Raw genomic sequence first — 12,915 nt, forward strand, 5'->3', positions numbered from 1 at the left:
TTAAAATCAGAATGGGCTGATTCTAACGCTATACTTATTCACAACTACAGAGTTGGCATTGAGAATTGAGCGCCTTCTCTGATACTTGAAGATGGCCAACGTTGAGTTATTGTCTTACGGCGAGTATAGAAGCGGATACCATCTGGACCATAGACATGAAGATCACCAAACAATGAACGTTTCCAACCACCAAAACTGTGATAGGCAACAGGTACAGGAAGAGGAATATTTACACCAACCATACCCACAAGTACGTTATCGCAGAAGTAACGTGCAGCTTCACCATCACGAGTGTAGATACATGTACCATTGCCATACTCATGTTTATTAATGAGTTCCAGCGCTTCTTCCATAGTATCAACACGAATAACTTGCAATACTGGTCCAAAAATTTCAGCTTTATAGCTATCCATTTCAGGCGTAACGTTATCGATTAAGGTTGCACCCACATAGAAACCATCTTCATGACCCGCAACTTTTGCTTCACGACCATCAACTACAACTTTTGCACCTTGTTGTTCTGCACTTGTAATATGACTAACTACTTTATCTTTATGGGCTTTAGTAATAACTGGACCGAAATCGTTACTATTTTCTGAATATGCACCATACTTTAAAGTGCCAATAGCTTTAGAAAGATTTTCAATTAATTGATCACCAATTTCTTTGCCTACAGTTACAGCAACAGATAAGGCCATACAACGCTCACCTGAAGACCCGAATGCAGCACCCAGTAATGAGTTAACGACATTATCAAGGTCAGCATCAGGCATAACAATCGCATGGTTTTTTGCACCGCCTAAAGCTTGGCATCTTTTTCCATTTGCAGCAGCAGTCTTATAGATATACTCAGCAATAGGAGTTGAACCTACAAAACTTACAGCTTGAACACGACTATCACTTAGTAAAACGTCTACAGCTTCTTTATCACCATTAACGATGTTAAAAACACCTTCAGGTAAACCAGCTTGATACATTAATTCTCCAAGTAACATAGTCGAGCTTGGGTCACGTTCTGAAGGTTTTAAAACAAATGTATTACCGCAAACTAGAGCCATTGGAATCATCCATAATGGCACCATTGTTGGAAAGTTAAATGGAGTAATACCCGCTACTACACCTAGAGGATGGAAATCGCTCCAAGAATCAATATTAGGACCAACATTTTTAGTGAATTCACCTTTTAGTAGTTCAGGAGCACCACATGCATATTCAACAACTTCAATACCACGTTGTAATTCACCTTTTGCATCATGCAGAATTTTTCCATGTTCTTCACCGATAAGGTGAGCAATTTTTTCAGCATTTTGTTCAAGTAATTCTTTGAACTTAAACATAATACGTGCACGACGTAAGGGCGGCGTATTTTTCCATGCTGGGAAAGCAGCTTGAGCAGCGGCGATTGCTTCCTCTACAGTTTCTTTTGAAGCTAAAGCTACTTGTTTGGAAACCTTGCCTGTAGATGGATTAAAAACATCCTGTGTTCTCTGAGTGTCGTGAATTTTTTTACCGTTAATCAAATGACCAACAACATTCAACTCGCTCATTTATTATCTCCTTAAATTAATGGCAACCAATTTCTGTTAAAACTTCGTCATAGATTTTTAAAGCTTCTAAAACTTCTTCTTTAGTAACGACACATGGCGGCACAACATGAATACGGTTATCGGCTAGGAAAGTTAAAAGACCTTTTTGGGCACAAAGATTTTTAATTTCAGTCATCGTCTGAGCTGAAACGCGCTCTTTTGTTTTTTGGTTACTAACTAATTCAATAGCCCAGAAAACTCCAGTACCACGGATTTCGCCAATAATCTGGTGCTTTTCAGCAAGTTTCTTAAGACCCGGTCCTAAAATTTCATTACTGATGTATTCCACATTCTCTAGAATTTTTTCTTCTTTCATTGCATCAATGGTTGCAACAATTGAAGCCATTGCCAAAGGGTGTCCTGAATAAGTCAAACCACCAGGGAAGAAATTCGTATCAAAATACTGGCTAATTTTTTCAGAAATAATCACTCCACCGACTGGGATATATCCAGAATTTACGCCTTTAGCAAAGGTAATTAAATCTGGAGTAACTCCGTAATGTTCAAGTGCAAACCATTTGCCAGTGCGACCAAAGCCAGCCATTACCTCATCAAAAATCATGATGATTCCAAACTCATTACAGAGTTCACGAACGCCTTGCATATAGTTTTTAGGCGGCACTAGGATCCCCGCAGTACCTGGTAAGCTTTCAAGTAAAATTGCGGCAATACTTGATGGTCCTTCACTTTCAATGATTCTTCTTAAATGTTGTAAAGCGCGTTCGCATTCTTCAATTTCATTTGATGCATGAAATTCTGATCTATAAAGATATGGGCTAAAAAAATGAATATGACCACGTGCATATTCATTCGGAATACGACGAGCATCACCAGTGGCTACAATTGCTGAACCAGTATTGCCATGATATGAACGGTAAGAAGATAAAACTTTTGTTTTACCTGTAAATAGTCGAGCCATACGAATCGCATTTTCGTTGGCATCTGCTCCACCATTTGTAAAGAAAACTTTGTTAAAGCCTTCAGGAGCTAATTCAACAATTCTTTTAGCAGCTTCATTTCTCGCTAAGTTTGCTGTTGAAGGGGCGATTGTTGTTAATTCTTGAGCTTGTTTAACAATTGCTTCAACCACTTTAGGGTGTTGGTGACCAATATTTGTATTCACCAATTGGCTACTAAAATCTAAATATTCATTACCATCAAAATCCCATAGTTTTGATCCTTTACCAGATTTAATAACTAAAGGATTTAAATTGTCTTGGATTGACCAAGAATGGAATACGTATTTGCGATCCATTGCGTAAACATCATCGTTATCGATGGTTGATACATGACTAATTGAGGACATATCCATAATCGTTCCTATGAAAATGGTTAGCGAAGTAACCGCTTTAACTCAGCAAATTTAATATCTCTATTATTTATCTGATGAGTCTGATTAGCTAAATACCTAAAATTCAATACATTAAAATGCAGAATTTAAAATGTATGCAATATTGTATGCAATGAGATTAAGAGATAAAAATTATCCTGTCAATCAGTTCACAAGAGATTTTTTTTTAAATTTATAACTTTCAGAAAAGTGGGAATTTGAAAAAAAAGAATATGTAATTAAAACAAAAGACTATTTTTAGACTTAAATTAATAGTTCAGCCTAATAAAAAAGCCATCATGTAATAGCACTTCAATATCAAAATAAAATGATTTCAAAATTAAAAACCTTTTATTTAAAAAATATATCATTGAAAAACCTGTTCTTTTTACAAGCAATTAATTTTTCAACCGAATGATTGACATCTAAAAAATTTGAGGATATTGTTTATGTATGCAATATTGTACACAATGTAATAATCTGGAATTGAATACTAAATCTTCAATTTTAAGTTATTGAAATAACAATAGTTATTTTCTTAATTTTGTACGAAATAGGGAATTCAGATTAAAAAATTTTTATGGAGAGATTTAAAATGTTGCAAGGTATTCTTCCTGCTTTAGTTACACCTTTTGATGAAAATAACCAAGTCGACTATAAAACGTTGGTTGATATTATTGAGTATCAATTAAAAGCTGGTGTTAAAGGTTTCGTACCATTAGGTTCTACTGGTGAGTATTACGCATTAACTAATGAAGAGCGTCGTCAAATTCTTAAAGTAGTAAAAGAGACTGTGGGTGATCGCGGTATTCTAATTGCAGGCGCAAATGGATCATGTACACGTGAAGTCTTAGAGCAAGTACAACAAACTGTTGATCTTGGTTATACCAATCTTCTAATTGCGCCTCCTTATTATGCTTTACCATCTCAAGAAGAGTTAATTGCTCACTACAATGCAATCCTAGATGCTTTTCCTCAAATTAATATCGTTCTATATAACTATCCTGTTCGTACCAATGTAGAAGTGGGTTACGAAGTACTTGAAGCTTTTAAAGACCATCCACGTGTTATTGGCATTAAGGAAAGTAGTGGTAATTTACTACGTGCTATTGAAATTGGTGGAAAATATAAAGATAACTACCAGCTTTCATGTGGTTCAGATGATCAAGCATTAGATTTCTTCCTATGGGGCGCAACAAGTTGGATCTGTGGTCCAGCTAACTGTTTCCCGAACAAAGTTGTTGAGATTATTAATAAATATAATGCGGGTGATATTAAAGGCGCTCAGGATGTAATGCGTCAATTATTCCCAGTTATGGCAATTATGGAATCAGGCAAATTTGTTCAAAAGGTTAAATATGGTTGTGAACTAGCTGGATTTAAAGTTGGTAATGCTCGTATGCCATTATTACCTTTAACTGAAGAAGAAAAAGCCGAATTTAAGCGTGCATTCGATGCAATCGATAAGTAAGTAGTAATTAAGAACCTATGAGTCAAGGGACTCATAGGTTGAATAAAGTTTTTTAAAAAAGAGTAGGATAGGTTTTTATTATATCTCATCAATATAAAACCTCAATTAATCAATGGAATGTAAAAATGTCTATAGAATCTAATTTGAAAAATACTGTTGTAATTGGTGGCGGTATAGTGGGTATCTGTTGCGCTCTTTATCTGCAAAAAAAAGGTTTTAAGGTTACTGTTGTTGATCCATCTGAAGCTGGGGAAAGTACCGCAAAGTGGAGCTGTGGACAGATGGCGGTCAGTGAAATTATTCCTCTTTCAAAAAAAGGGATCCTAATGAAGATCCCAGGTTGGTTGTTAGATCAACAAGGGCCTTTAGCATTAAGGCCATCTGCTTTTCCAAGTATTATTCCGTGGTTTTTGCGTTTTTTAAATTGTGCAAGAGAATCTCGTATAAATGAGATTGCTAGTTCTTTAGCTTCATTAACTCAACATGTTTATGAAGACTATGCAGTGTTATTAGAAGACTGTCCAGATAAAGAATTAATAGGTACACGACCTATTTTAGAGCTCTTTGACAGTGCTGATGATATTGAACATGAAAAGAAATATTTAGAGTTAAGACAGAGTTTTGGTTTTAAACATCAAATTCTTAATGAAAGAGAAATTTCAGATTTAGAGCCAGTTTTCACGGGCAAATTTAAACACGGTTTATTATTTAATGATTGGACTGCTGTAAAAGATACTAAAGGTTTTATTGCCGCCCTCACTGAAAGTTTTATCGCAAAAGGTGGTGAAAGGATACGCGCGAAAGTAGTTGAGTTACGTGAAGAAAATAATAGATTAAGCCAAGTTCTTTTAAGTAATAATCAAATTATAGATGTTGACTATGCAGTAGTGGCAGCGGGTGTTGGTTCACAACTATTTTCAAAACAACTTGGTATTGATCCGCCTTTAGCCGGTATTGCTGGTTATCAAGTAGTTTTACCAAAACCTGAAGTTGATATTAAGCATTCAACTATTTATGCATCAGGTGGCTTTTGTTTTGCACCAATGAGCCGAGGACTGCAAATTGGTGGGACCATTGAATTTGCTGCTGCTGGTGCAAAGCCAAATATGAAACGTGCTGAAATTATTTTAGATAAAGCTAAAAAAGTTTTACCACAATTAAATACCGAAGGAATGGAGCTTGGTGTTGGCTATAGACCATTTTTGCCAGACACGAAGCCAATTATTGATATGAGCCCACGTTTACCAAACGTTGCTTTAGCCTTTGGACATGGGCAACTTGGCTTAACTTTAGGGGCAACTACAGGGCGTTTAGTAACAGAAATGCTAAGTCAGCAATCTACTAAAATAGACCTTACACCGTTTAAAGCAAATAGATTTTAATTATCGAATTAATAAGGATAAATAGATATGAGTTACGATCAATTATATATCGATGGAAAGTGGATTCCGACGCGTAAAGGAAATACGTTCCAAAGTATTGATCCAAGTACTGAAGAGGTTATTGCCCATGTTGCTTGTGCTTCGGTAGAAGATGCCGAGCTTGCAGTTCGTGCAGCGCGAGAAGCATTTGATAATGGCTCATGGTCAAAATTATCAGGTAAAGAGAGAGCTCATTATCTAAGAGCAATAGCTAAAGAAATTCGAGATAATCTAAAAGAAATTTCGTCTTTAGAAGTTAAAGATAATGGTAAACCTTACCCAGAAGCTGAGTGGGACATCAGTGATGCAGCAGGTTGCTTCGATTTTTATGCAAATTTAGCCGAATCGCTTGATGAAAAGAGTGAAGAGAAAATAGAGCTGAGTGATGATCGCTTTAGTTGCGTAGCCACAAAAGAGCCGGTAGGAGTGGCATGTGCAATTATTCCATGGAACTACCCATTATTAATGGCTGCATGGAAGGTAGCTCCAGCATTAGCAGCAGGTTGTACAATGATTCTTAAGCCTGCTGAAGCAACTTCACTTACAGCAGTTGAATTAGGGCGTATTGCTGAAAAAGTGGGTTTACCGAAAGGTGTTTTAAATATTTTGACCGGATATGGACGAGAAATTGGTCCATATTTAACAGAACACCCTGATATTGATAAAGTTGCATTTACAGGTAGTGTACCTGTCGGTAAGCAAATTATGTTATCAGCGGCTTCAAATGTTAAAAATATCAGCTTAGAACTAGGTGGAAAATCTGCATTTATCGTATTTGATGACAGTGATATTGAAGCTGCTGTTGAATGGATCATGTTTGGTATTTTCTGGAACCAAGGACAAGTTTGTTCAGCAACATCTCGAGTTTTGGTACAAGAAGGTATTTATCCAAAACTTCTGGAAAGACTAGTAGAAGAGAGCCAAAAAATTAAAATCGGAAATGGTTTTGATGAAGGCGTGAAACTTGGGCCACTCGTTAACCAAAAACAATATCAAAATGTTATGGATGCCATTCAATGTGGTATTGAAGATAACATCACTCTTTTAAGTGGTGGAAAACAACCTAATAATCATTCAAAAGGTTATTTCATTGAGCCAACCATTTTTGCTGATGTGCCAGAAGAACATCCTTTATGGGCTGAAGAGATTTTTGGTCCAGTTGTGAGTATCCGTTCTTTCAAAACAGAAGATGAAGCAATCAAATCTGCAAATAACTCTATATTTGGGTTAGCTGGTGCAGTAATGTCAAAAGATTTAGATCGTTGCAATCGTGTAGCTCGTAAATTAAGAGCTGGTATTATCTGGATTAATTGTTCTCAACCAACATTTACTGAAGCACCTTGGGGTGGTTATAAACAAAGTGGTATTGGCCGAGAGTTAGGAATCTGGGGGCTTGAAAATTATCTAGAAGTTAAACAGATTACAAGTTATGACAGCCAAGAACCATGGGCTTGGTATATTCAATAAGGAAGTGATGACATGCGTTGGGAAAAAACGATTCAACTTGTAGATGTTCACTGTGAAGGTGAGGTTGGAAAAGTGATTACTGGGGGGGTATTAAATATTCCTGGTAAAAACATGGTTGAAAAAGTTAATTATATGAATGAAGTAGATGACAGTTTACGTCGTTTTGTAATCCAAGAACCTCGAGGCTGTTTACAGATTTCTGTAAATTTGTTGCTGCCCCCAACAGTTCCCAACGCTGATGCTGCTTTTGCAATTTTTCAAGCAGATAAGACTCACCCAATGTCTGGTAGTAACTGTATCTGTGTAACGACTGCATTGCTTGAAATGGGTATGGTAAAAATGCAGGAACCGGTCACAAATGTTGTTTTAGATACAGCAGCCGGATTGGTTACAGCAAAAGCTCAATGTAAAGATGGGCGATGTGAAAGTGTCACCCTAGAGATGATGCCTGCATTTGTAGAGCAATTAGATGCTGAAATAGAAGTTGAACCATTCGGCAAAATCAAATTCGATATTGCTTTTGGCGGCGTTTATTATGCGCTTATTAATGTTGATCAAGTTAATCTAACCATTTCACCTGATAATGCTCGTAAATTAGCAACCTTAGGTATTGAGCTTAGAAAACTCATTAATCAAAAGTTTAATGTTCAACATCCTATTTATTCGGATATTAATGAAATTGCATACGTCATGTTTAGAAATCGCTTAGATGAAAAAACAGTTCAGACGTGTACAACTTTACCGCCAGGTCGTGTAGATCGCTCTCCTTGCGGAACTGGTAGCTCAGCTAATTTAGCTACTTTAGCAAAACGTGGACTTGTCCAACCTGGGGATGAATTAATTTCACAATCAATTATTGGTGGTCAGTTTAAAGTGAAGTATGCGAGTAATGTGCAAATTGGCGACAAACCTGCCATCATTCCTAATATCACTGGTCGTGCATGGCTATATGGTTTTCATCAACTTGGTATTGACCCAACAGACCCATTATCAGAAGGTTTTATGGTAAGTGATACATGGGGAGAAGGTATATAATTAAATTAAAGTTAGAATTGGATAAAGGCCTAGCCTATGAATAGTTTAGTAAAAAAAGAAACAGACGGGGTAAAGAAGAGACATAATGGAAAATATGTCTATGATCAACTTCGTGAAGAAATCTTAACTTTAAAGTTGAGGCCTAATACTCAACTAGATGAAATCTCACTCGCTGAAAGGTTTCAGGTTTCACGTTCACCTGTTCGTGATGCGCTTGCACGTCTTGTTGCTGAAGGCTTAGCAATGACTCTACCGAATAGAACAACAATTGTTCGGCCTTTTAACTTACAAGATTTCTCAAAGTATATTAGTGCATTAGATCTTTTACAGCGTGCTGTAACACGTTTGGCAGCAGCAAATTGTACTGATGATGATATACAAAGAATTAAAGATGTTGATATTGTTTATGTACAAGCTGCAAGAGAAGGTAACTATCAATTAATGCTTGAACAAAATAAGCAATTACATCTTGAGATTGCTAAAGCAGGAAGAAATCCATTTTTAATTGAATACTATGAACGTTTACTGGAAGAAGGCCAACGACTCTTCTATTTACATTTTGATCATTTAGCTAAGTCAACCAGCTTTAATAATTTAGAAAGTGATCATCTAAGTCTAATAGAAGCGATAGCTAATAAAGATCTGGATAAAGCTGAAAGTGAAGCACATGCGCATACCTTACTATTTAGAGATCGTTTTATGGAACATATGAAAGAAAACTTGATCGATCAGATAAGTGTAGCGACTTAAAAAACATACTGAAAAATTATTTGCTAGCCAAAACTCATTGAGATTGTTTTACTGCAATCTCAATGAGTTTTTTTGTTAAAAAACATATGATTAACTAGTATTTTTGTTTGTTTATTTTTTATCAATTTTCATTGACAAGTAACAAATATCGTTATATTTTTAATGTATGCAATATTGTACACAACTTAAAATGGATGAAGAATTAAGTTCGTACATATAGAAAGTTAGCTGTTGGGATGAGTCTAATAGTGAAATTTCAAGAGCATTTGATGCATTCAAGCACAAATATCAATTTGAGATACAAAGCTTGGATTAGTCATAAAGGGAATAATTATGAGACAAAATCTACTACGTTTAAAAAGATCAATAGTAGGGATAACTGGTTATATGACCAAACAAGACCTTCTGGTTTTTTCAAATAAGAGTTTATCTATGTGTATGAAAGAACAGATAAAGCGATTATTAAATTTAATAATCACTTTTAATTTGATTCTTCGTTCTTCAAACCAAGTAAGTACCTCTGCAAAAGACTTAAGACTATTTTGTCATGGCCTAAATCTAGAAGAGTATTTCAGGAGCTAAAAAGAACAACAAGGATATAGCGACTAGATAAGGAAGTTTTCAATTATGCCATTTTAGTTCTACTAAATAGTAGTTATGGCATATAGATCAAATACATATACATGCATTATGTAGGGTTCTTGCATCTTTAAAAAACTGAACTCTACCTAATTCGTATAAGGAAATGGAATAAGGTAACGGGAATGGAACAATTAATACATACCATAGTGGGATATCTATGGAGCGATACGCTAGTTTATTTGGCGCTTGGTGTTGGCATTTATTTTACGTTTATTACTCGAGGCGTTCAATTTCGATACTTTCGCGAAATGTTCCGTGTAATACGTGAGAAAAAAGAAGATAGTTCGGGAATATCACCACGACAAGCACTATTTATGGCATTAGCTGGACGTATTGGTGTTGGTAATATTGCAGGGGTAGCTTTAGCTGTTGGAATGGGTGGTCCAGGTGCAATTTTCTGGATGATTATAATGGGATTCCTTGCAGGCGCATTAGCTTTCAGTGAATCTACAGTCGCTCAGTTATATAAGTTTAAAGAAGGAGATCAATATTATGGTGGTGTTCACTATTATATTGATCGCGGATTAAAACTTAAGCCTTTTGCAGCAATAGCCGCAGTCGTATTAATTATTTCTTATACTGTCATGATGCCTGGTATTCAAATGAATACTATTGCAACTACCTTCAAATCTACATTCCATATACCTCCATATATCTCTGGCATTGTGGTAACGCTTGGTATCGGACTAATTATTTGGGGTGGTGTAAAAAGTATTGCTAGTGCAGCTGAAAAAATTGTACCGACCATGTCAGGTTTGTATGTTTTAGCTACCGTAGTCTTACTCATTTCACACTATGATCAAATTCCTGAAACATTTGTTCTTATTATAAAAAGTGCATTTGGTATGGATGCAGTGTTTGGTGCAATTATTGGTCAAGCTGTGAATTGGGGCGTACGTCGTGCCGTTTTTGCAAGTGCTGCGGGTGCGGGTGAATCAACTTTTGCTTCAGCAGCTGCGATGACTTCACATCCAGTAAAACAAGGCTTAATTCAAGCATTCTCTATTTTCTTTGAAACAGCATTAATTTTAACTAGCTCTGGGTTAATGATCTTAATTACTGGAATGTATAACGTTACACCTCCAGGTAGTGCATCACCATTAGTTGAACATGTACCTGGAGTAGCAGCAGGTGCAGAATGGACTTCTATGGCACTACAAACTGTATTTCATGATGCGGGTGCTTGGTTAATTTCTCTAGCAATTCTAGTTTTTGCTTTCACAACATTAATGACCTATTACTATATTGCTGAGTCAGGTATCGCTTATTTTGATCGTCAAAATAAATATCCGATTTTTAAGACAATTGCCAAAATTGCAAGTCTTACAGCATTGTTCATGGGTAGTATTTCAAGTACTGAAACAATGTGGGCACTTGGTGATATCACTTTCGGCAGCATGGCCTATGTCAATCTCATCGCTTTAATTTTGTTAAGTAAACCATTATTGAAAGTATTAAAAGATTACGACCGACAACGCAAAGCTGGAAAAGACCCTGTGTTTGACCCAAGAGAAGTAGGTATTAAAAATGCAACTTATTGGGAAGAATACGCTGATCAAAAAAAAGCGTCTCTAATAACACCTTCTATTGAAAAGTCTGTTTCTCTAAAAAAAAACAGCAGTCGTAAAATAGCTTAATTGCTTCCCCGATGTAGAACTAAATAAATTTAAGCACCCATCTCTCTTCTTTAAAAAGGAAATTAAAGAAGAGAATAATCTTGATATTAAAGGAAATATGAAATGTTAAAATGGAGAATTAATCTTCTTCTTGGCGGAGCTTTATCTACACTTTCACCTCATCTTTTTGCAGACACTTTGAAGTTTGGTGATGTAAATAGTGATTCTGGTGAAGTTACAATTTCTGGTTGGTTACGGGCAAACATTCAGGATAAAGATTATTCTGATAATGAGCACAAACTAAAGTTTGATGCAGCAAAAATAGCCGTCAAATATGATGCTAAGAATCTTTTCGGAAATTTTGAATATCGTTGTTATCAATTCGATAAATTATGCGATTTTTCATCGCTTGTTGATGCGAATTTGGGATACAAGTTCAATGAAAATAATAGAGTTACCTTAGGTGTCCAGGAAATACCTTTTGGTCCTGGACCGGGATGGTCTACTAGTTGGTATGGTGGTGTTTTAATTAATGCTGGTTTAGAAGATGTACATAATTTAGGAATCAGCTACTCAACACAACCTTTCACGACCACTAAATTTGATGCCGCATTTTTTGCACGTGATGCGGGAAATTATACGGGTAATAGTAAAGATTCATCCCGCTATTCAGCTAACTATGTTGATCCTGATAATGACAATGATCCATATGTAAAAGAAAAAAATATGTTTATTGTCAGGTTACAACAAGAAGTTCCTTTATCTGCGTATCCAGATTTAAACTTAAATATAGGGTCGTCTTATTGGTATTCAGACATTGAAAATAAAGATAATTCTGAAACTGGACATCGAAATGCTTGGGCTCTGTTTAGTAAGATAAATTATAAGAATGCAAATGTTACTCTAACCGCAGGCAAAAATAAGGTTTCTAATCATGATGTTTTAAATCGTGATTATTCCGTAATAGGTTCATTTGATAGTTCCTATAACTTAGTGAATGAAGGTGATTTTTACACCGCAGATATTAATTACGTCTTTAAAGATGTAATTCACGGTTGGTCTCTGACTCCATACGCAACATATAGTGCTTTGCGTAAAGATCCTAAAGATTTTAAAACTTCTACTCGAAATATCATCGGGGTTCAGGCAGACAAAGGGCATTTCTCTGTCGCTGCGGAATATATGCTTGGGAAAAATGATCCGTTTATAGGTGGAAATGCAGATTCCTTTGCCCAAGGCGATGATCAAGGGTGGAGTCGATTATTGAATCTATTATTTTTCTATAACTTCTAAAAAGTTATCTCAAAAGATTTATAAATTTGATGGTTAAAGAAATGATTAAACCTATTCAAAAAATACTTATTGCCAACCGTGGTGAAATCGCAATTCGAGTGATGCGTGCTGCTACAGAAATGGGCATCCGCACGGTTGCAATTTATGCAGAAGAAGATAAGTTTGCCCTGCATCGCTTTAAGTCGGATGAAGCTTATCGAGTAGGCGCAGGCAAAAAGCCAATCGCGGCTTATCTGGATATTGAAGATATTATCCGTATTGCACTTGAGGCAGGGGTAGATGCCATCCATCCGGGCTATGGTTT

At 36.0% G+C, this 12,915-nt stretch carries 10 protein-coding genes; 8 read left to right on the forward strand and 2 right to left on the reverse strand.

Going from position 1 to position 12,915, the window contains the following annotated elements:
• Window positions 1-44: 44 nt before the first annotated feature.
• Together F931_RS07960 and F931_RS07965 are read right to left on the reverse strand one after the other, a co-directional pair.
• Window positions 45-1,547 carry a CoA-acylating methylmalonate-semialdehyde dehydrogenase gene (locus tag F931_RS07960; protein ID WP_016140867.1) on the reverse strand — a complete coding sequence of 501 codons (1,503 nt, stop codon included), beginning with the start codon at window positions 1,545-1,547 and terminating at the stop codon, window positions 45-47.
• A 16-nt stretch (window positions 1,548-1,563) separates the two neighbouring features.
• Window positions 1,564-2,898 carry an aspartate aminotransferase family protein gene (locus F931_RS07965; protein ID WP_016140868.1) on the reverse strand — a complete coding sequence of 445 codons (1,335 nt, stop codon included), beginning with the start codon at window positions 2,896-2,898 and terminating at the stop codon, window positions 1,564-1,566.
• 613 nt (window positions 2,899-3,511) lie between these two features.
• On the opposite strand from F931_RS07965, the gene dapA reads away from it, so the two are divergent.
• The 8 genes from dapA to F931_RS08005 all read left to right on the forward strand — a co-directional run.
• Window positions 3,512-4,387 (forward strand): 4-hydroxy-tetrahydrodipicolinate synthase, encoded by an 876-nt coding sequence (dapA, locus tag F931_RS07970; RefSeq protein ID WP_016140869.1) that lies wholly within the window; start codon window positions 3,512-3,514, stop codon window positions 4,385-4,387.
• A gap of 125 nt (window positions 4,388-4,512) precedes the next feature.
• Complete coding sequence (locus tag F931_RS07975) at window positions 4,513-5,769, forward strand: NAD(P)/FAD-dependent oxidoreductase (RefSeq protein WP_016140870.1); 1,257 nt, start codon at window positions 4,513-4,515, stop codon at window positions 5,767-5,769.
• A gap of 27 nt (window positions 5,770-5,796) precedes the next feature.
• Window positions 5,797-7,275 carry an aldehyde dehydrogenase family protein gene (locus F931_RS07980; RefSeq protein WP_016140871.1) on the forward strand — a complete coding sequence of 493 codons (1,479 nt, stop codon included), beginning with the start codon at window positions 5,797-5,799 and terminating at the stop codon, window positions 7,273-7,275.
• A gap of 12 nt (window positions 7,276-7,287) precedes the next feature.
• A complete protein-coding gene (locus F931_RS07985; RefSeq protein ID WP_016140872.1) occupies window positions 7,288-8,310 on the forward strand; it encodes a proline racemase family protein in 1,023 nt (340 codons plus the stop codon).
• Between the two features lie 36 nt (window positions 8,311-8,346).
• Window positions 8,347-9,060, forward strand: a complete 714-nt coding sequence (locus F931_RS07990; RefSeq protein ID WP_016140873.1) for a GntR family transcriptional regulator — start codon at window positions 8,347-8,349, stop codon at window positions 9,058-9,060.
• Between the two features lie 764 nt (window positions 9,061-9,824).
• The gene (locus F931_RS07995; protein WP_016140874.1) at window positions 9,825-11,339 is read left to right on the forward strand and encodes an alanine/glycine:cation symporter family protein; all 1,515 of its coding nucleotides are present in this window, start codon (window positions 9,825-9,827) and stop codon (window positions 11,337-11,339) included.
• Window positions 11,340-11,441: 102 nt separating this feature from the next.
• Window positions 11,442-12,611 carry a hypothetical protein gene (locus F931_RS08000; RefSeq protein ID WP_016140875.1) on the forward strand — a complete coding sequence of 390 codons (1,170 nt, stop codon included), beginning with the start codon at window positions 11,442-11,444 and terminating at the stop codon, window positions 12,609-12,611.
• Between the two features lie 29 nt (window positions 12,612-12,640).
• A partial coding sequence (locus tag F931_RS08005) for a biotin carboxylase N-terminal domain-containing protein (RefSeq protein ID WP_016140876.1) occupies window positions 12,641-12,915 on the forward strand: 275 nt, incomplete at its 3' end.

Source organism: Acinetobacter pittii ANC 4050, assembly GCF_000399685.1.
In the GTDB taxonomy this organism is placed as follows: domain Bacteria; phylum Pseudomonadota; class Gammaproteobacteria; order Pseudomonadales; family Moraxellaceae; genus Acinetobacter; species Acinetobacter pittii_E.